This window comes from Nonomuraea sp. NPDC049624 (assembly GCF_040675255.1).
Classification (GTDB): Bacteria; Actinomycetota; Actinomycetes; order Streptosporangiales; family Streptosporangiaceae; genus Nonomuraea.
In genome coordinates, this window is record NZ_JBFAOR010000014.1 from 21,313 (window position 1) to 40,848 (window position 19,536).

Here is a 19,536-nt window from a genome sequence, read left to right on the forward strand (position 1 = left end):
GATCTGTCCGCCGGTGGTGAACGCCTCGGCGGGGCTCCATCCGGGTCCAGGCGATGAGCCCCCGGAACGTCCCAGGAGCTCAGTGCCGGCTCCCGCGCCAGCCTGCCCCTCATGGTCCGCCTGCCGCGCTGCGGCACCCGTCCCTTGTAGCGCCCAGCTCCAGTCCGGACGCCCGGCCGGCGGCCCCTCGCCCCTCCCCCAGGCGCCGGGACCCCGCGAGATCGACGCGCCCAAGCCGAATGCCAGCGTTTGCCTTTATAGCGCGTGTGCAACTATTGTCGAAGCCTGCAAGAAGCAGTGGCAATAGTAAGAAGGGTCGCGCGATGCCTCTCGCACTCCTCGCCCTGGCCATCGGGGCCTTCGGGATCGGCACCACCGAGTTCGTGATCATGGGCCTGCTGCCCGAGATCGCCGGCGACTACGGTGTCTCCATCCCCACCGCCGGCCTGCTGGTCACCGGCTACGCGATCGGCGTGGTCATCGGCGCGCCGCTGATGACGGTGCTCGGCACCAGGATCAGCCGCAAGACGATGCTGCTCGTGCTGATGGGCCTGTTCGTGATCGGGAACCTGGTGTCCGCGCTGGCCCCCGGGTTCGGCGTCATGCTCGGCGGCCGGATCGTGGCCTCGATGGCCCACGGCGCGTTCTTCGGCATCGGCTCGGTGGCCGCCGCCGACCTGGTCGCCCCGCACAAGAAGGCCGGCGCCATCGCCACCATGTTCACCGGCCTGACCGTCGCGAACATCGTCGGCGTGCCGCTGGGCACCTTCATCGGGCAGGCGGTGGGCTGGCGCACCACCTTCGCGCTCGTCGCCGTGCTGGGCCTGGTCGGCCTGCTCGGCATCGCCGTGCTCGTGCCCGCCGTCCCCCGGCCCGAAGGCACCCGCCTGCGCCCGGAGCTGACGGCGTTCCGCAACCCGCAGGTGCTGCTCGCGATGGCGATGACCGTGCTCGGCTTCGGCGGCGTCTTCGCCGCGATCACCTACGTCGCGCCGATGATGACGCAGGTCGCCGGCTACTCCGCCGACGCGGTCACCTGGCTGCTCGTGCTGTTCGGCGTCGGCATGTTCCTCGGCAACCTGCTCGGCGGCCGGTTCGCCGACCGGGCCCTGATGCCCCTGCTCTACACGACCCTCGGCGGCCTCGCGGTCGTGCTGGCGCTGTTCACCCTGACCGCGCACGACAAGGTCGCCGCCGCCGTGAGCATCTTCCTGGTGGGGGCGCTGGGCTTCGCCACCGTGCCGCCGCTGCAGAAGCGCGTCCTCGACCAGGCGCACGGCGCGCCGACGCTGGCCTCCGCGGTCAACATCGGCGCGTTCAACCTCGGCAACGCGCTCGCGGCCTGGCTGGGCGGCCTCGTCATCGCCGCGGGCCTGGGCTACACCGCTCCGAACTGGGTCGGCGCCCTGCTCGCCGCCGCGGCCCTCGCCCTGGCGTTCTGGTCCGCCGTCCTGGAGCGCCGGGGGCCCGCGCGGGAACCGGCCAGCGCCGCCGTCCCGGTTTCCGCTCTCGTCCACGACTGACGTCCTGGCCGCACGTCCGTCGCCTCACCGTAGGAGAATCATCATGAACGCCACCACCGTCACCCCGCTGACCACCGCCGACGCCGAGGCACTGATCTCGGCCGCCCGCGCCGCCGCCGAGACGGCCGGGGTCGCGGTCAGCGTCAGCGTCCTCGACGCGGGCGGTCATCTGCTGGCCTTCCGCCGCGACGACCGCGCCGTGCTGATCTCCGGCGAGACCAGCACCCGCAAGGCCTACACCGCCCTCCAGCTGAACGCCCCGACCGCCGACCTGGTCGACCTCGTCAAGCCCGACGGGCCGTTCCACTCCCTGCCGACCGCGCTCGACCGGCCGCTGCTGTTCATCGGCGGCGGCCTGCCGATCCACCGCGACGGCCGCCTGATCGGCGCGATCGGCCTCGGCGGCGGCGCCCCCGAGCAGGACCACGGCTTCGCCACCACCGCATTGGAAGAACTCGCGGGTTAGGTCATCGCGCGGTCGGCACGTTCCTCGCCGCGGCGGCCATCTCCATCAGGACGTCGTCCACCGGTGTCGCCGCGACGCCGAGCATCTCGACCGTCGAGGACGCGTCGAGCAGGTGGGGCCGGTCGTACAGGTACAACATCTCGGGCAACTCGGCCATGATCGAGTCGGTGCGCCCGATCTCCTCCAGCTCGCGCCGGGACATGCGCCCCAGCCGCGGCTCGGGCGCCCGGGCTGCTTCGGCCAGCCGCCGGGCGAGCGCGCGCACCGGAAGCTCGCTGGTGGAGGGCACGTGCCAGGCCCGTCCCCAGGACGCCTCGTTCCCCGCGGCGGCGATGAGCGTGCGGGCCGTGTCGCCGGTGTAGGACCAGCTGTGCGGCGCGTCCAGATCACCGGGATAGGAGACGGGCGCGCCGGCCAGCACCTGCGCCCCGACCATGAGCGTGAACGGCGAGTACGCGCCCGCGCCGAGGAAGTCGGCGGCCCTGACCTCGGTCACCCGCACCCGGCCCGCCTCGTGGGCGGCGCGGGCGTCCTGCCACATCCGCGCCCGGACCTGGCCCTTACGGCTGGTCGGCGCCATCGGCGCCCCGTCGGCGACGGGCCCCTCGACCGGCCCGTACCCGTAGGTGTTGCCCAGCATGACGTAATCGGCCCCGCTGCGCCCGGCGGCGTCCAGCAACGCGGCGACCAGCGGCGGCCACTCGGCCGGCCAGCGGTCGTAGGGCGGCATCGCGCAGTTGAACAGGACGGCGGCCCCCTCGGCCAGCTCCCCCAGCCGGGCGGCGTCGCCGGCGTCGGCGGGCACACGCTCGATCCGGGGATGGAGCGGGCCACTGCCGCTCCGGGTGACCAGGCGGACCTGCTGCCCGTCTTCGGCCAGCAGCCGGGCGGTGGCCGATCCGGTGGCTCCGGCGCCGACGACGACATGAAAGGACACGATCTTCTCCAAACACAGGGGGACAGTGACACCGGTTGCCCACCCTGTACCGCCGGCGATCGCTACGATAGTGGCCCGAATGCCAAGTATCTGGAGGTTCGGGCCATGCATCGGGTGGCCGTCATCGCCGTCCCGCCGGCCACGACGTTCGACCTGTCCATTCCGGAGCTGGTGCTCGGCGAGATGACCGTGGACGGCCGGCCCGGCTACGACGTCCGGATCTGCACCGCCGAACCAGGTCCCGTCGTCACCGGCGGCAGCCTCCACGTCACCGTCCCGCACGGGCTGGAGATCGTCGAGGACGCCGACACCGTCATCGTCACCGGAACGGGCGCCCGCGACGACGTCGACCCCCGGGTCCTGCGGGCGCTGCGCCGGGCGGCGGAGGCCGGCAGGCGCGTCGCCTCGATCTGCACCGGGGCCTTCGTCCTGGCGCGGGCTGGGTTGCTGGAGGGCCGCAGCGCCACCACGTACTGGGCCAGGTCGGAGGAGTTCCGCCGCCGCTTCCCGTCCGTCGACCTGCGTCCTGACGTGCTCTACGTCGAGGACGGCAACATCTGGACCTCCGCCGGCCTGTCCGCCGGCATCGACCTGTGCCTGCACATGGTGCGCGGCGACTACGGCGCCGCCGCGGCCAACGCCGTGGCCCGGCTGGTCGTGGCCGCGCCGGTGCGTCCCGGCGGGCAGGCCCAGTTCATCGCCTCCCCGCTGCCGCCCGAGACCGGGCTCTCGCTCGCCGCCACCCGGGCATGGGCGCTGGAACGGCTGCACGAACCCCTCACCCGCGCCGACCTCGCCGCCCACGCCCGCACCAGCGTGCGCACGCTGACCCGCCGCTTCCACGCAGAGACCGGCCACAGCCCGCTGCAATGGCTCCTCCACCAGCGGGTGGAGCAGGCCAGGGAACTGCTGGAGAGCACGGACCTGCCCATGGGCCAGGTGGCCCAGCTCAGCGGCCTGGTCACCACGGACTCGCTGCGCCAGCACATCTCCCACCGCACCGGCCTGTCGCCCACCGCCTACCGCGCGGCCTTCACCCGCGGAACGGCGTCCGGCGTGTCGCACCAAGCGCCGCAAAACCGGTAGTCCACCTTCACCAGAGACCTGTGGGCGGCGCTCGGCCTCGACCGCAGCAGCGTGTCCAACGCCTTCACCGACAAGCGCGAGCTTCTTCGAGCGCCCCCTGACCCGCTACGAGGCCGAGAACCGGCACGACGGCCATCAGCGGCCACCTCAGCCGTAGGACTGCGCCCAGTACTCGACGGTCTGCCGACCCGAGACAGTGAAGGTCGCGCCGTACTTCTTGTGCCCGGCGTTGCTGACGCGCAGGTAGCGGGGAGTGCCGTCGCAGGGCCACTTGGCGCTCTTCATGATCCTCCAGGCCCCCCAGCGGTTCCGGTACTCGAACCCGGTGTTCATGGTCTGGCCCTTGCCCCAGCAGCGCGCCTTGACCTGCATCACCCGGTGTCCGTACTTGCGGTCCCAGGTCACGCTCCAGTTACTGACCCGCTTCGACTGGTGCTTGAGGGTGACCCACTTGGCGGTCGCCTGGTTGAAGACCCCCTCGGCCACCATGGCCCTCTGGACCGTGCCCGGCGCGGCGGCGGCTGGAGCCTGCTGCGTGACGGAGGCCTGGGCGGGGGCCGAGGCCAAGGACAGCGCAGTCGCGCGGGTTGAGCAGGCTCGACTCGCCGGCGCGGCGCGCCGCCCGGGGCGTGCTCGACGTTTCGCCTCTGACTCTCGCGTGATGTTGCGGCTGACGTCTGCGGCATGCGCTCACGGTCGCGTCTGGTTTGCCGCGTTTGTCAAATGGGCGTCAGCAGAGGTGTACTGCCATCCGGAAAGCTGATCATCCGATCACGCACGAGGGAGGACCGGTGGACTTCGCGATCTTGGGCACCATTCGCCTCAATGGTCCCGGCGGCCGGATCCGTCTCAGCCGCAAGCAGCGGGCCGTGATCGGGGTCCTGCTGCTCCACCCGAACGCGACCGTGTCCACCGAACGCCTGATCGGCGCCCTCTGGGACGACCCGCCCCGCTCGGCACTGTCCAACGTCCAGACCTACGTCCATCAGCTCCGCCGCTCCCTGGAGGGCAGCGGCCTGTGGCTGGGGACCGAGGGGTCAGGGTACGCCTGCGAGGTCCCGCCGGAGCGTCTGGACCTGCTGGTGTTCGAGGAGGGCGTACGCCGGGCGCGCAGGGAACGGGCGAACGGCGACCTGGTGGCGGCCGAGCGGGAGTACGCGGCCGCGGTCGCGTTGTGGCGCGGAACCCCGGCCGAGGACGTACCGCTCAGCGGGGCCGTGGCGCCGCGGATCACCGAGCTGGAGGAGCAGCTCGCGGTGGCCAGATCGGAGTGGATCGACGTACGGCTCGCGCTCGGCCACGACGGCCTCGCCGCCGAACTGCGTACCCTCGTCGCCGCCCACCCGCTGCGTGAGCGGTTACGAGAGCAGCTCGTGGTCGCCCTGCACCGCAGCGGTCGGCGGGACGAGGCGCTCGACGCCTTCCGCGAGGCGCGTGAGCTGCTGGTGGCCGAGCTGGGCATCGAGCCGGGCCCGGAACTGCGCCGCCTGCACGCCGCGCTGCTGTCCGGCGACGCCGATCGCCGTTCGCCGCTGCTCCCCGGCGAGACGGATCATCACTCGCCGCCGGCCGCGGAGGCCGGGCGCCACTCGCCGCCACCGACGGGACAGGGCGGCCGTCCTTCGCCACCGCCGGCCGCAGCCGCCGACCGGCACGGCATGCCGCCTTCCCCGGACGTCGCAACGGGCGTCGCAACGGGGGTCGAAGCGGGCGTCGAAGCGGGCGTGCGGCCGATGGCGTTCCGGGGGCTGTGCCAGTTACCCGGCGACACCGCGGACTTCGTCGGGCGGGAGGGAGAGATCGCCGAGCTGCTGGAGCTGCTGCGGGCGGGCGTGGATCGGCTCGGTCCGCCCATCGTGGTCGTGTCCGGTCTGCCCGGCGTGGGCAAGACCACGCTCGCCGTACGACTGGCGCACCTGTTGCGGGCCGACTATCCCGATGGGCAGCTCTTCGTCCGGCTCGGACGGGACGCGCGCGGCCCCCGGGAGCCCGGCGAGCTGCTGGACGTGCTGCTGCGCTCGCTCGGCCTCGACGGCGCGCTCATCCCCGTCCCGGTCGAGGAACGTGCGGGACTGCTGCGTCAGCGGCTGGCCGACCGGGCGGTGCTCCTCGTGCTGGACGACGCCGTCGAGGAGGATCAGCTCCGCCACCTGCTGCCGGGCACCGCACGCGGCGCCGTCCTGGTGACCTCCCGCTCTCCGCTGCCCGCCCTGGAAGGCGCCGTACGGCTCACGCTCGACCTCCCCGACGAGAAGGACGCCCGGCTGCTGCTGGAACGCGTGGCGGGCCCGGACCGCATCGGTTCGGCGCCCGGCGCGGCCGAGCAGATCCTGCGTTCCTGCGGCCGGTTGCCGCTGGCCATCCGGGTCGCGGGAGCCCGCCTGGCCACCCGGCCGGTCTGGCCGGTCAGCGAATTCGCCACCCGGCTGGCCGGACGGGGCCTGGACGAGCTGGTCGTCGGCGGGCTGGACGTGCGCGCGACGTTCGAGCCGAGCTACGCGGCGCTGCCGGAGCCGGCCAGGCGCGCGTTCCGGCTGCTGGGCCTGGCCGGGCTGGACAGCGTGGCGGAGTGGTCGGTCGCGGCCCTCCTCAAAGGACCCGCCACGGAAACGGACGCGGCACCCGCCCGACCGCCCGGCTCGGACGGGGATCCGGACCAGCTCGCGCTGGAGGCGGATGCGGCGCTGGAGACGCTGGTCGCGCGTGGCATGCTCACCTCGACCGAGGTGGACGGGGCCGGACAGCCCCGCTACCGGCTGCACGACCTGCTGCGGGTGTACGCGCGGGAACGGGCACAGGCGGAGGAGACCCCCGAGGGGCGGCGTGCGGCGCTCACCTGGCACGTGCTGGAATGCCTGCGGCGTACCCGGGCCGCCACGCGCCGCCTGCCGATCCTGCTGGCCCCGCCGTACGAGCGCGAGCCGGAGGAGGGACCGGCGCCCGACGTGCGGGCGAGCGAGATGTGGCTGGCGGCCGAGCGGCGCACGCTGATGCTGGCCCTCAGCACCGCCGCCGAGCTGGGCCTGAACGACGTGGCGGCCGAGCTGGGGCACCACCTCACCAGCTATTTGATCATGGATCGGTTCCTGGCCGACGCCGAGCGGGTCCAGCGGATCGTGATCGGGCTGGGCGATGGGCGTGCCGCGCTGCGGGCCCGGCTGCTGCTGGCCACGGTGGAGATCGAATGGGGTCGGTTCCCGTCGGCCGAGAGCATGTGCGGCGTGCTGCTGGCGGAGTTCGGCCGCGTGGGTGACAGGCATGGAGCGGCGTACGCGCTGATCGTCAGGGCCGCCGCGCGGCACGGCATGGGCCGTTTGGACGAGGCGCTGGCCGACGCGTACGCCTGCCTCGACCTGATGGCGGCGCACGGCGACGCCGCCGGGCTGGCGTACGCGTGGACCTGGCCTGTCTGGATCCACGTCGAGCGCGGTGAGAACGGGCGGGCCGTGGAGATCGCCAGAGCGCGGCTGGAGGTGACCGACAAGGACGACTACGCCATCCGCGGCAACCTGCTGCGCGGCCTCGGCACCGCCCTCTACCAGCGGGGCGAGACGGCGGAAGCCGTCGTCCGCTACCGGGAGGGCCTGCTGACGGCGCAGGCGCTCGGCGATCGCGCCGAGACGAGCAAGGCGCTGCGCAGGCTGGGGGAGGCACTGGGTGCGCTGGGCCGCTTCGAGGAGGCGGCCCAGACACTGGCGGCGAGCCTGCGGCTGTTCGTGGAGAGCGGCGACACCCTGGGCGAGGCGCTGGCCGGGCACACGCTCGGCGTCGTGCACCTGCGCCAGGGCGAGCCCCGCCGGGCGGTGGCGGACCTGCGGGCCGCGCTGGAACGGCTCGGCGGCGACGGGCCTCCGGTGTGGCGAGCCCGCGTTCTCAGGGAGCTGGGCCGGGCCTACGAGCTGCTGGGGCGGCACGAGGAGGCGGCGGCGGCGTGGCGCGGCTCCCTCGTCCTGTTCGGCGACGCGGCCGAGGGACAGGAGGTGGCCGCGCTCCTGACGCCCTGACCACCGCCATTCGCCGGAGACGGGAGGTGGCCGCGTTCCCGACGCCCTGACCGAGGCTATTCGCCCAGCCGCCACACGACCGGCACGCCCTGCGTTCCCGCCAGCCTGGCCTCCTTGCGCGCCAGCCCCGGTGTGGCGCCCTCGGCGACCAGCACGCCCTCGGGCGACAGGGCGGCCCACATCCCGGCGGGCGCGTCGGCCACCTCCAGCGCCCGGTTCACCTCCGGCCGGGCTGGGACGGGCGTCCGGCGCGCGTGCCACCGCCGCCAGTACAGCCACTGCACGACGATCAGCGGCCCGAGCACGGTCAGCAGCGGCAGCAGCCGGCCGTGGGACAGGACGAAGGCGATGGACAGCGCCAGCAGGACGGCCTCCAGGCCGGCGGCACACCACGCGGCCGCCTTCCCGTACGCCCGCAGCGCCACCACCGGCCAGATCGACAACATCAGGCAGTCGCCGAGCCCGATGAGGGCGGGATCGTCGCCATAGGAGGAGGCCAGCACGGGCGCGAACGGCAGCCCCTGCATCCGCTGGACGAAGTCGGCGGTGAGCGACGTCAGCCCGGTGGCCAGCGTGTCGTACAGGGTGAGGGCGGCGGCCAGGGCGGCCACCTGCGCGGGCGTGATCGCCGCCTGCACCCACATGTTCACGACGCCGACGACGAGCAGGATCAGCAGCGCGTCGTTGATCACAAGGAGTGCGGCCGGCCATGCCAGCGCGAAGGCGGTGACGTCGGCGGCGCACAGGAGCAGGGCGGCGATCATGCCCCACCGGCCGCCCAGCACGGGGGCGAGGGTGAGCTGGGTCAACGTCAGGACCACGAGCCCGAAGATCGACACGACGACGCCCGTGGGCAGGTGCAGGTACGCGAACGGCATCACGACCAGCGTCACCACCATGACCGCGATGTCCGCGCCCACCATCCGGCCGACCGGCGGTCTGGGCATGACGTATCGGCGCAGGTACGCGGCGGTGAGCGCGACGGCCAGAGCGACGAGGGCGTACAGGGCGAGCACGTACGGGGTCATCACAGTCCTCGCTCGAAGCTGATCTCCAGCAGGTCCGTGCGCAGCCGGCAGGGCGTGGGCAGGTCCTCGGCGCTCTCGACCAGGACGATGCCGGTCAGGGGCAGCCCGTGGGCGCGCTCCTCCAGCCGGCCGAGCAGGCCCTGCTCGGCCTTGCCCGCGACGACGTACAGGAGGGTGCCCTCCAGGGCGTACCGGGTGGGCAGCGGCAGCGCGTGCTCGGCCTGCAGCAGGTCCAGCACGTCACGCGTGGTCAGCCCGCCGGGCGACCTGCGGCCGAGCACCCGCGAGGTGGCGGGCAGGGCGGCGAGGGCGCACGTCGGGGGCTCGGCCAGAACCTGGACGAGGTCGCCGGTGACGTACCTGAGCAGGAGCGTGGTGTCGCGGAACGCGGAGTAGGGCGTCACGACGATCGTGCCGACCTCGCCGGGAGCGGCGGGGGCCAGGGTCTCGGGGTCGAGTATCTCGACCAGGCCCTGGTCGGCGGACAGGTGCAGATGACCGTCGGAGCACACGCGGCCGGACACCGGGGCGATCTCGGTCATGCCGTACCCGTCGCGGACCTCGGCCCCGAACGCGTGCTCCGCCCGCTCGCGCAGCGCGTCGGTGAGGACCTCGCCGCCGGACCAGATGGTCGTCAGCGCGAAGTCGGCGGCCCGCCAGCCGCCCCGCTCGGCCTCCTGCACGAGCGCCGCGAGGTGGGAGGCCGGCACGTTGAGGTGAGACATCTGCGCGCGCTTGCCCGGGACGTGCAGCGGAGTGGCCAGCCGGTCGAGCGTGGCGGCCGGGTCGATGGTGCCCAGGTGGGCGAACACGGCCCCGGTACGGGTGACGGCCCGTTCGGTGAGGATCTGCGCGACGGACCGCGAGCTGCTCGCGTTGGCCCACACGTCGTCCGTGCGCACGTTCCCGGACATCATGAGCGAGAGCGCCGACAGGCACGACAGCAGCTCGATCTCGTAGGCGGAGAACCACACGAGCGTGGGCGTGCCCGTCGTGCCCGTCGTGTGCGCGAGCACGGATGGCCTGGCCCGGTCGGAGACGAACGCCGCCGGCCTGCCGCGCAGGTCGGCCTTGGAGGTGGGGGCGATCGAGGACAGGGTCTGCGGGGTGATCGAGGCCGGGTCCACGCCGTGCTCCGCGAACCACCGCCGGTAGTAAGGGCTCTCGGCCGCCGCGTGGGCCACCGTGCGCCGCAGCCGCCGTCGGGCGAGGTCCTCCTGGAGCTCGGGGTCGTTGCCCGCGATCAGGTCGTCGGCGCCCTCGCCGGGCGAGCCGAACGTCTCCAGCGTCTCGCGCATGTCGTCGACCAGCGTGTGGACGTCCCGCAGCCGGAACCTGCGCCCCGACATCATCGACCAGGCGTAGCCGAGCTGGCGTACCGCGGTGCCGAACACGCCGCTCTCCTCCCGTCGTGGTGTCCCCCGGGAGCGGGCTCCCGGGGGATCACTCGCTGTTCGTCAGACCTGCAGCCCGAAGATGGCGCTGGACAGGGTGCTGACGGCGTACTTCGCGTAACGACGGGCGGTCTTGACCATGACGAACTCCCAGTTCTTCAGGGGGCGCACCGATCGCGCCCTCTGAGATCAAGAGTGGGAGCCGCTGCCAGAGAGCCCCTACACAGTCACTACAAGGTCATTACAAACCGCTGGTGGCGGGCCCCGTCCGCACTACAACGCCCGCGGCCCACAACCTGTCGGCCGGCAGCAGCGCCGGACGGTTGGCCGGCGCCACCCCCAGCCCCCGCCCGAGCCGGCTCGCCCCCGGACGGCTCACTCGGCCACGCCCGCCCAGGCAGGCCGGCAGCGTGGACCTGCCCGACCCCGACGGGCCGCTGACCAGTACGACCGCTTCGGCCAGGTCCTCGTACGAGACGCAAGCCTGGCTTCGCTGGTCGGCCGGGCTCGGGGCGGAACCGGTCACGACGGCTGAGGTGACGAGGTTGAGCGCGGCGGACTCCGTCACGCCAGCGCGGCGAGGACGGAGGCGGCGGCGACCGCTGCCGGATCGTCGCCGCCGAGCAGCCGTCCGAGGGCCGCAACCGCCTGGTCTCGGCCGACGTCACCGGCGAGCAGCCCGACCGCGATCCGGTACCGCACCCCCCGGTCGCCCTCAACGGCGAGCCGCGCCAGCAGCGCCCCGGCCGAAGCGCCCAGCGCGGCCCGCACCCGGACCCGGAGATCGCCGTCCTGTAGCGCGTCGTCGAACACCCCGGTGAACATCTCCGGCGCCCCCAGCCGGGCGAGCGCTTCGAGCGCGACCATCCGGACGGGCGTTCGAGCCGACTCGGGCGGATCGTCATGATCCCGATCATCGAATTCGCCCGGATCCCGCACGAGAGATGCCACGGCCGCCGCGTCGCCGGAGTCCCCGTGCGCCGCGAACCACCGCAGCGCCTCGGCCCGCATACCGGGATCGGCCGCCGACAGACGCGCAAGCATCTCCGCCCTCACGCGTCCATGATCCCTCCAATGACGGGAACAATAAGTCCGACGAGGAACGCACAGCGCCCGAAACCGGACGCCGACGACGAGCACAAGGACGGGCAGGGGTGGAGCGTCAGGTGGGGGCAGATGTCGGTCAGCTTGCGGCCGACCGCGTTGCGTCTGCGTTCCTGACGATCAGGGGGGCGATGACGCCTGCGGCGACGAAGAGCAGCGCCAGGACGCCCCAGGTCCAACCGCCCGCCAGTTCGAGCATGCCGGTGATCAGGATGGGGCCGAGAACGTAGCGGCTGACCGAGCGACCCATGCCGAACGCCGCCAGGTACTCGCCCTTCTGGTCGTCCGGAGAGAAGGCGTACGACAACGTCCATGCCGCGGGGACAGCGATCAGTTCCGCCGCGGTGAGCAGCACCAGCGCGGCACAGAAGAGCGCAAGAGGCATCGACTGGGCCGCGTACCAGAACAACAGACAGGCGGCAGCAGCGATTGCCGCAGCGGCGGGCTGAGATCGCCGGGCAGCTCTGAGGCTTGTGATGTGGCGTGCCACGAGAGCTTGGAAGACGAGCGCGAGGACTGTGTTGATGGCGTACAGCGCCCCGAGTAAGCCGTCCGGCAATGTGGTCGCTCGGGCGAGCCACAGCGGAAAGGCGAGGTTGAGGATCGGTTGCCAGAGCTGCAGCACGCCGTCCACACCAGCCAGCGAGAGCAGTCGCAGGTCACGTAGCACGCCCCAGCCTCGCCGGACCGGGGCGGGCGCTTCGGCCCGAACCGGTTGGGGCAGGGTGGCGAAGGCCGCAGTGACCAGAAGATAGGCCGCCGCGTTGGCCAGGATGATGGTCCGGAAGAGACCGGTGCCGGCCAGCAGCCCTCCGAGTGGGCCGCCGATGCTGATCGCCAGATTGATCACCGTCCGGTACGAGGCCAGCACCCTCACCCGGCTGTCCCCTTCGACGATCTCTGCCACGTACGCCTGGGTCAGTGCAGTCGCGATCTGGTCGGCGACCGTGATGACCGTCACGACCACGAGGTACCCCCACCAGTCTCCGACGAAGGCGTAGGCGGCGGTTCCGGCAGCGCGTAGGGCGTGCACCAGCACCAGGGCCCGCCGGACGCCGTAGCGGTCGGCCGCCCGCCCCAGCGGTACCGCGGCGGCGATGGCCGCGGCGCCCGCGATGCTCATGCCCAGCCCGACCTGACCTGCGGCGAGCCCGACCACGCCGGTGAAGTAGACGGCCGAGAAGGCCAGGAAGAGCCCCGAGCCGAGGAAGTCGACGAAGCTGGCGCCGAGCAGCCGCCGCACCGCTCGACGCTCGGCGTGAACAATATGTTGTGTCATAGTCGCACTATCTTGCACCCTAGGGCAGCATTGCGCCATGAACGATCCCGCCGAGGCCGTGGGCCACACCCTCGCCGCGAACCTGCGCGCCGCACGTCAAGACCGAGGCTGGCGGCTGGAAGAGCTGGCCACCCGGTCCGGTGTCAGCCGCGGCATGCTCCAGCAGATCGAGACCATGCGCACCAACCCCAGCATCGCGACGCTCGCCCGGATCAGCGCCACGCTCGGCGTTTCGATCGGCGAGTTGGTGGAGCCTCCGGAGGAGCTCGGCCGCGTCTCCCGTGCCGCCGACGCCGTGATTCGCTCCGAAGGCCGCGCCAGGCTCTTGATCAACGACAGCCAGCCGCCTTTCACCGAGCTGTGGGAGTTCCGGCTGCCTGCCGGCGACAAGATCTCCACGCCCGCGCATCCGCCCGGCACCCGGGAACTGTTGCAGCTCCACTCGGGCAGCATCGCGGTCACTGTCGGCGGGGCGCTCTTTCAGCTCGCTGCGGGAGACGCGCTCCGTATGCGAGGCGACCGCCCGCACGCCTACAGCAGCCAGGGCCCGGAGCCGGCCCACTTCACGATGGTCGTGGTCTATGCCGGCGCCCGAGACCCTCGCTACGCGGGCCTTGTACCGGGCTGATTCGACCGGTCTGGTGTGAAAGTCCACCCTATGGCGCTCATGTCGCGATGGCTGGAAAGGTGTCCGGCCAGGCGCGGCACCCGCGGGCCTCGGTACGGCTGCGGGCCCGGGCGGACCCCGGCGGCGTCGCCCTCACCGTGACCGACGACGGACCGGCATCGCCGCCGGCCTGCTGCCCTACGTCTTCGACCGGTTCACCAAGGGCGACGCGGCTCGTACCCGCAGCGAGGGCAGCGGTCTCGGCCTGGCCGTCGCCTACGAGAACGCCCGCCGGGCCCGCGGCCACCGCGCTGGAGGGCCCGACCAGCCGGTCTGCCGCCGTCCACGTGCACTTCTCCTTCGCACTCCGGCTCGAACGGGTGTCGCGCCTCCACCGGGGCATCGACGCGTTGCACGCCGCGCTCGAAGCGCCGGTGCAGGGCCCGGCCTGGCCGCGGGGCGGAGCTGGCCATACGCACCGTTTTCGGGGCGATTCGGTCGCCGCCGGTTGCGTCCTGAGGGGGTGCACGAGTGCGATCGAAGAAGAACACGTGACGGCCGCGGACAACAGCGGGACGCCCGGGCCGAGGTCAGACACGTTCGGCGGTTCGGGATAATGCCTGGGTGATTCGCGGACGAATAGCCGTTCTGTCCCTCTTGTTGCTGTTGGCGTCCACTGCGGGCTGTGGAGTGGCCGACTCGGTTTTCGGCACGTTCAGGATCAGCGTGTCGAGCAAGTCCATGGAACCGACGATCACGCAGGGCGCGCGCCTGCCGGTGCGCCGGACCGATGGAGACTACTCCCCCCGCCTGGGTGACGTCGTCGTCTATCGAACCCCTCAAGGCTGGACCGGGATCACCCCGGACGTCCTGCTCGTTTCGCGGGTCATCGGCGTACCGGGAAGCGCGGTGAAGTGCTGCGATCCCGCCGGGCGAGACCCTGACACGGCCGCCCGCAGGGCCCGCGGCCGATCGAAGGCGACCTTCAGTTGCGCGTTCTCGGCCTGTCGGGCGCGTTCGTGCGTCAGTACCTGTCGAGCAACGGCCGGCTGCGATCCCATGGCTCGAGCCCGCCGTTCTTCTCCGCCTGCCGGCGGGCGAGACCGGACAGCGCTTCCAGCACGATCCGGCTGCCGAGCATGGCGGTGATGTCGGATTGATCGTGGCCAGGAGCGACCTCGACCACCTCGACGCCGACGATGGGCAACTCGTAGGCAAGCCGTCGGACGGCGTCCAGCAGCTCGCGTGAGGTCAGTCCGCCGGGCTCGGGGGTGCCGGTGCCCGGGGCCATTCCGGGATCGACCACGTCGACGTCGATCGACAGATACACGCCGTCACAATCGTCGACGGCGATCTGCGCGGCCTCGTCGAGACAGGTGTTCAGGCCGCGCTCGACGACCTCGGTCATCTCGTAGGAGCGCATCCGCTGTTCGGCCATCCAGGTGAGCGTCTCGGGCCCGGGCCAGTAGCCGCGCAGCCCGATCTGCAGAAATCTGTCACCCCTGGCGGCGCCGGACTCGATGAGGCGGCGCATCGGCTGCCCGTGGCCGATGAGCGAGCCGAAGGAGCTGTCTCCGGTGTCGGCATGGGCGTCGAAATGCATGATCGAGACCCGGCCCCAGCCGACTGCGCGGGCGACGCCCGTGACGTTCGGCAGGGCGATGGAGTGATCACCGCCCAGGACGAGCGGAATCTTCCCGGCCGCCGAGACGATGTTCACGGCCCGCTCCAGGGCCGCGTGGGCACCGTGCGCGTCGCCGCTGAACATCTCCACATCTCCGGCGTCCTTGACCTTGAGGTCGAGCAGGCCGTCCACGCCCAGGGCCAGAGAGGGCCGGGTGCCGTCGTGCCCGAGGTAGCAGGCCTGGCGGATGGCGCCGGGACCGAATCGGGCGCCCGCCCGGTAGGAGGTGCCGCCGTCGTATGGAGCACCCAGGATGACGACCTGGGCCTCGCTCCAGGTTTCGGGCTGGTCGAGATCACAGGCGGGCACGCCGAGGAACGTGAGGTCAGGGCCGTACATGGCGCCGTAACGGGTCATGTCGACCATCGTGTCAGCCAGGCGACATGGCCGGAATGCCATGGTTTTAGGCAGCGCCTCCATAGTGGCTATGGAGCTGCGCGCGAAGCCGTTCGACGAGGGGCGGCTGCGGGCCGGCAGGGGTGACGAACAGGACGCTGCGCGCGCCGATGTCCTGCGCCGTCTCCCGGGCGACGACGTCGTGCCCCTGCTCCAGCGCGAGCTCGGGCACCAACGCGACCGCGCCGCCGGCGGCCACGAAGCCGTGGATCACGCTGTAGTTGTCCGTACGAAGCACGATGCGGGGGCGGAAGCCGAGCGATTGGCAGGTGGCGAAGAGCGTCTGGTCGCTGGGGTCGTAGCCGCCGGCGGAGATGATCCAGCCCTCCTCGGCGAACCGCCCGAGGTCGACAGGCCCGGCGGGGGCGTGCTCCACGGGCAGCAGCAGGCGGAAGGGATCGTCGAACAGTCTCTCCACGTGCAGATCCGATCCGTAACGCGGGGTGACACCCGCGACGTCGTAGATCAGCGCACAGTGCAGCGACCTGGACCTGACCCGCGTCAGCAGCTCAAGGGGCTCGGCCTCGGTCAGTTCGACCCGGACCCCGCTGCCCTCGGTCGCTCGCCGCAGCGGGCGTGGGAGCAGTTTCGTGGCGGCCGTGGTGAAGGCGCCGACACGCAGAGTGGCCAGGCCGTGGGCCAGACGGGCCTGCACGTCCGACTCCACCACGGCGATCCGGTCGAGCACACCGGCCGCGTGCTCCAGCACCATCGCGCCGATGTCGGTCAGGGCGGCACCGGCAGGGCTGCGTTCGACCAGCCGGGCGCCGAGGTGGGATTCCAGGGCCTCCAGGTGGTAGCTGATCGTGGGCTGGCCGAACCGGAGCTGCCGTGCCGCCCCCGCCAGGGAGCCGTTCACCGCGACGGCGCGCAGCACCTGGAGTTGACGCAGGTCAATCATGCAGTCGGGGCACCGCCTCAAGCAGGGTGCGCCTTGAGCGATGACGAGGCGCACGGACCAGTTCCGCAGTCGCTCCAGTCTCCACGATCGGACGTGGTGCATCACGACGGTGGTGAGATCCACGGGGAGGCCGTGCGACGAAGCCCCCTGCCCGCAGGCGGTCGCTCACAACAGGCTCGCAGTGGTCAGCGCGATGCCGACGTGCGCCCGGACGGCGGGCCCGAGTCCGACGAAGGTGAGTTCGCTCTCCTGCTCAGCCGATGCGACCAGGGTGCTCGACACCTCGGCCAGGACGCCGGCGACCTGCGGAGTCAACGGCGACCTCTTCGACTCCTCCCGGAGAAACGCCGTCAGATGTCCCGTGCAGCGCAGGGTGTCGAGCAGCACGTCCTCGGCCACTGATCGGGCGTAGGCCAGGGTGCACGGCTGGTCGGCCGGCTCCGGGCCGGGCTCGGGACCGGCGTCCAGGGATCGCAGTTGTTCCAGCAGCCCCCGGCCGCGCGGGGTGTCGAGGTCGTGGTGGGCCCGGACGGCGGCGACCCAGCCGGCCATGCGAACGGCCAGGTCGGCTCTGGCTGCCTGGGCGGCGTCGTGGACCTGCCGGAGGGTCCGATCGCTGGGAGCGTCGTCGGCCATGGCGGCATGGACCCACATCGGTGGCTCCTGGACGACGCCCACGGTGCCGTAGGCCAGGGCGTATTCGGTGCTCGACAGCATGCCGCCCGCTGGATCCGACATCTGGAAGAGCCCTGGGCCGAGGACGTGCACGTCGAGTTCGGGACGGCCACCGTGAATGGGCAACCCTGTCGCCTGACCGGTCGCCCCGAGCCCTTCGACCAGGCCGGGCAGATCCCGGGTGACATACGCGAAGAGACCGCCGGCCTCGCCGTTGTGCATGGTGATCAGCAACGCCGGCCGCAAGCTGTCGATGACGGCGGCGACCGCCGCCGACTCGGGGATCGGGTCGAGGCCGGGCGGATCGAGGTCGGGCCGGGAGAACGTCCACTCGTACTGCTCGGGGAACGGGGGGCGGTAGATGTGCTCGGCGTAGTGGCGGCGGGTGTAGGGGCCGGCGTACCAGCCGTAGTTGAGAGCGGCGCCGTCGGGGTCCACACACGGCACGAGATGCCAGACCAGGCCCAGTTCCCTCACCAGCGCCGGATCCTCGGCAAGGAGCTGGCCGAGGGCCAGGGCTCCCAGCGTGCCGGTGGGCTCGTTGGGGTGGGGCATGCCGGTGACCACGGCGTGCCGGTCACCGCGTGCGGCCCCTGCGCCCACGGAGAGCATGGTGAGCGGCAGCCCGGCACGAGAGGCGCCGATGACCTCGAGCGCCGTCGTCTCCGGGTGTCGCGCGTGGATCCGCCGCAGCCGATCTTCGATCTCGGGCAGGGTCGGGAAGTGGGAGGCGTCCGGAACCCGTCCGAGGTATCGCTTGAGTGGTTCCATGCTCAGCGTCCTCCGAGCGTCGTGAGCCAGGGCGAGTAGAGGCTATAAGGGCTGGCGGAAGTCACGCCGCCGAGGCGGTTGTTGAGGAACATGGCGCCGAGGCTGTAGGCGACGGGAATCCACACCTTGTCGCGCGTGATGGCCTGCTGGGCCTGGACGACGAGCTGAGCGCGCCGCTCGGCGTCAGGGGTCGACCTGGCTTGATCGAGAAGCGCGGCGACCTTCGGGTTGTCGTACCCGCCGAAGTCGGCGGCCGATCCCGGCGTTCCGATCTGCTGGTAGAGCTCAAGGGGATCCGGGATGTCGGCGAACCAGTCGGTGACGAACGCGTCGACCTTGGCGCGGGCGTCGGCGCTGGAGAACAGCGGGTAGAAGTCCGCGTCGGGCATCGACTTGATCGTGACGTCGAAGCCCGCCTGCTTGGCGTTGCTCTGGATGGCTTCACCGACGCGCACGAGGTCGGCCGATCCGGACGGGACGGCGAGCGTGACGGCCGGGTGGGGGGTGCCCGCCTGGGCGAGGAGCCGTCGGGCGGCGGCGAGGTCCCGCCGGGGTTCGGGCAGCGCGTCGTAGGCCTGCTGGAAGGTGGCGGTGGCGTAGCTGAACGCGCCGGGCGGCACGATGGCGCGCAGGGGTTTCGCGGTGGGGCCGAAGATCGTGGAGATGATGCCGGGGTAGTCGACGGAGTACGACAACGCCTCGCGCACCAGGGGGTTCGCCAGCGGGCCCGTGCCGGTGAGCCGGGTGGGCACCACAGCGGTCTGCGCGGTCGAAGGCCCGAGGTACAGCTTCCCGCGGGCCGTGTTCGTCAGCTTGGACAGGGCGGCGCCGCCCGGGACGGAGAACGTCCCGTCCACGTCGCCGTTGGCGAGAGCGGAGGCGACGGTGCTGTCGTCGGCGATGAAGGTGAACGTCACCCGCCGGGCCAGGAGCGGTCGCCGGCCCGCGCCCCACCAGCGGTCGTTGGCGGCCAGCGTGAGGCTGTCGCCCTTCTTCCATGACTCCACCGTGTACGGACCGGTGCACACGATGCCGCCCCGGGCGCTGCCGAACGCTGTGCCGGCCTTCTCGGCGGCCGCCTTCCTGACGATCTGCGCCATCGGGGTGGCGAGCATCCCGGTGAAGACGGTGTCCGGCTGCTTCAGGGTGATCGTCACCGTGCGGGCGTCGGTGACGGTGACCTTCTCCAGGCGGACGGCGAACTGGCTCCAGTAGGACCCAGAGGCGGGGTCGGTCACGCGCTTGAGGCTGAAGGCGACGTCCTCGGCGGTCAGGGGGTGTCCATCGCTGAAGGAGACCCCCGGCCGCAGGTGAACGACGTAGGTGGTGGGGTCCGGTGTGCTGATCGACGTCGCCAGTCCCGGCTCCACGGAGCCGCCGGGGGTGAAGGTCAGCAGCGATTCGCACACGTTGGAGCTCACCCACAGGTCGGCTCCGTTGAATGCCTTCGTGGGGTCGAGGCTGGCGGGCTCGCCGGGGAGGTTCCACGTGACCGACTCGACCCGTCCGGTGGCCGCGGGTGCGGCGACCGGATGGCCTTCCGGCGCGGTTGCCGGCCGGTCGTCGTGTGCGCGCCCGCAACCGGTGAGGACCAGGACGGCGCCGACGACGGCTGCGACCGGTCCGGCCGGCCGGCGTCGACGAAGCGGATGGGACATCGTGTGCCTCCTGAGGACGAAGC

Annotated in this window: 17 protein-coding genes and 1 pseudogene; 6 read left to right on the forward strand and 12 right to left on the reverse strand. The window is 72.1% G+C overall.

Annotation, left to right across the window (positions count from 1 at the left end; all coding sequences use genetic code 11):
- The first annotated feature begins 323 nt into the window (after window positions 1–323).
- Window positions 324–1,523 (forward strand): MFS transporter, encoded by a 1,200-nt coding sequence (locus AB0J76_RS41820; protein ID WP_352329564.1) that lies wholly within the window; start codon window positions 324–326, stop codon window positions 1,521–1,523.
- Between the two features lie 43 nt (window positions 1,524–1,566).
- Window positions 1,567–1,989: a heme-binding protein gene (locus AB0J76_RS41825; RefSeq protein WP_352329562.1), complete on the forward strand. Its 423-nt coding sequence runs from the start codon at window positions 1,567–1,569 to the stop codon at window positions 1,987–1,989.
- Between the two features lies 1 nt (window position 1,990).
- Here the strand turns inward: AB0J76_RS41825 and AB0J76_RS41830 are convergent, their stop codons facing one another.
- On the reverse strand, window positions 1,991–2,926 hold the full coding sequence (locus AB0J76_RS41830; RefSeq protein ID WP_352329560.1) for an NAD-dependent epimerase/dehydratase family protein: 936 nt from the start codon (window positions 2,924–2,926) through the stop codon (window positions 1,991–1,993).
- A gap of 105 nt (window positions 2,927–3,031) precedes the next feature.
- On the opposite strand from AB0J76_RS41830, the gene AB0J76_RS41835 reads away from it, so the two are divergent.
- The gene (locus AB0J76_RS41835) at window positions 3,032–4,012 is read left to right on the forward strand and encodes a helix-turn-helix domain-containing protein (RefSeq protein WP_364392989.1); all 981 of its coding nucleotides are present in this window, start codon (window positions 3,032–3,034) and stop codon (window positions 4,010–4,012) included.
- Window positions 4,013–4,159: 147 nt separating this feature from the next.
- Here the strand turns inward: AB0J76_RS41835 and AB0J76_RS41840 are convergent, their stop codons facing one another.
- Entirely contained in the window at window positions 4,160–4,501 is a 342-nt protein-coding gene (locus AB0J76_RS41840; RefSeq protein WP_364392992.1) for a hypothetical protein, read from the reverse strand.
- A 302-nt stretch (window positions 4,502–4,803) separates the two neighbouring features.
- Here AB0J76_RS41840 and AB0J76_RS41845 point away from each other — a divergent pair, with 302 nt between their 5' ends.
- On the forward strand, window positions 4,804–8,016 hold the full coding sequence (locus tag AB0J76_RS41845) for a BTAD domain-containing putative transcriptional regulator (protein WP_352327713.1): 3,213 nt from the start codon (window positions 4,804–4,806) through the stop codon (window positions 8,014–8,016).
- Between the two features lie 56 nt (window positions 8,017–8,072).
- Here the strand turns inward: AB0J76_RS41845 and AB0J76_RS41850 are convergent, their stop codons facing one another.
- The 5 genes from AB0J76_RS41850 to AB0J76_RS41870 form a co-directional block, all read right to left on the reverse strand.
- Window positions 8,073–9,044, reverse strand: a complete 972-nt coding sequence (locus AB0J76_RS41850; RefSeq protein ID WP_352327712.1) for a hypothetical protein — start codon at window positions 9,042–9,044, stop codon at window positions 8,073–8,075.
- Entirely contained in the window at window positions 9,044–10,438 is a 1,395-nt protein-coding gene (locus AB0J76_RS41855) for an AMP-binding protein (protein WP_352327711.1), read from the reverse strand. Before AB0J76_RS41855 ends, AB0J76_RS41850 begins: the two co-directional genes overlap by 1 nt.
- A 241-nt stretch (window positions 10,439–10,679) precedes the next feature.
- Window positions 10,680–11,006 (reverse strand): hypothetical protein, encoded by a 327-nt coding sequence (locus tag AB0J76_RS41860; RefSeq protein WP_352327710.1) that lies wholly within the window; start codon window positions 11,004–11,006, stop codon window positions 10,680–10,682.
- The gene (locus AB0J76_RS41865) at window positions 11,003–11,494 is read right to left on the reverse strand and encodes a hypothetical protein (RefSeq protein ID WP_352327709.1); all 492 of its coding nucleotides are present in this window, start codon (window positions 11,492–11,494) and stop codon (window positions 11,003–11,005) included. The genes AB0J76_RS41860 and AB0J76_RS41865 overlap by 4 nt, the downstream gene beginning before the upstream one ends.
- A 127-nt stretch (window positions 11,495–11,621) precedes the next feature.
- Window positions 11,622–12,785, reverse strand: coding sequence for an MFS transporter (locus AB0J76_RS41870; RefSeq protein ID WP_352327708.1), 1,164 nt, complete (start codon window positions 12,783–12,785; stop codon window positions 11,622–11,624).
- A 73-nt stretch (window positions 12,786–12,858) separates the two neighbouring features.
- On the opposite strand from AB0J76_RS41870, the gene AB0J76_RS41875 reads away from it, so the two are divergent.
- Window positions 12,859–13,449 (forward strand): XRE family transcriptional regulator, encoded by a 591-nt coding sequence (locus AB0J76_RS41875; RefSeq protein WP_352327707.1) that lies wholly within the window; start codon window positions 12,859–12,861, stop codon window positions 13,447–13,449.
- A gap of 569 nt (window positions 13,450–14,018) precedes the next feature.
- On the opposite strand, the gene AB0J76_RS41880 is transcribed toward AB0J76_RS41875, so the two are convergent.
- Window positions 14,019–14,171: a hypothetical protein gene (locus tag AB0J76_RS41880; RefSeq protein ID WP_364392999.1), complete on the reverse strand. Its 153-nt coding sequence runs from the start codon at window positions 14,169–14,171 to the stop codon at window positions 14,019–14,021.
- On the opposite strand from AB0J76_RS41880, the pseudogene AB0J76_RS41885 reads away from it, so the two are divergent.
- Window positions 14,170–14,292: pseudogene (locus AB0J76_RS41885) on the forward strand (hypothetical protein); the annotation flags it as partial. The gene AB0J76_RS41880 and the pseudogene AB0J76_RS41885 overlap by 2 nt on opposite strands.
- A 160-nt stretch (window positions 14,293–14,452) precedes the next feature.
- Here AB0J76_RS41885 and speB read toward each other — a convergent pair.
- The 4 genes from speB to AB0J76_RS41905 all read right to left on the reverse strand — a co-directional run bounded on the left by speB (window position 14,453) and on the right by AB0J76_RS41905 (window position 19,513).
- Window positions 14,453–15,532 (reverse strand): agmatinase, encoded by a 1,080-nt coding sequence (gene speB / locus AB0J76_RS41890; RefSeq protein WP_364393001.1) that lies wholly within the window; start codon window positions 15,530–15,532, stop codon window positions 14,453–14,455.
- A complete protein-coding gene (locus AB0J76_RS41895; RefSeq protein ID WP_352326466.1) occupies window positions 15,516–16,409 on the reverse strand; it encodes a LysR family transcriptional regulator in 894 nt (297 codons plus the stop codon). Before AB0J76_RS41895 ends, speB begins: the two co-directional genes overlap by 17 nt.
- Before the next feature lie 165 nt (window positions 16,410–16,574).
- Window positions 16,575–17,855: a M14 family zinc carboxypeptidase gene (locus tag AB0J76_RS41900; RefSeq protein ID WP_352326468.1), complete on the reverse strand. Its 1,281-nt coding sequence runs from the start codon at window positions 17,853–17,855 to the stop codon at window positions 16,575–16,577.
- A gap of 2 nt (window positions 17,856–17,857) precedes the next feature.
- Entirely contained in the window at window positions 17,858–19,513 is a 1,656-nt protein-coding gene (locus AB0J76_RS41905) for an ABC transporter substrate-binding protein (RefSeq protein ID WP_352326469.1), read from the reverse strand.
- Window positions 19,514–19,536 lie beyond the last annotated feature (23 nt).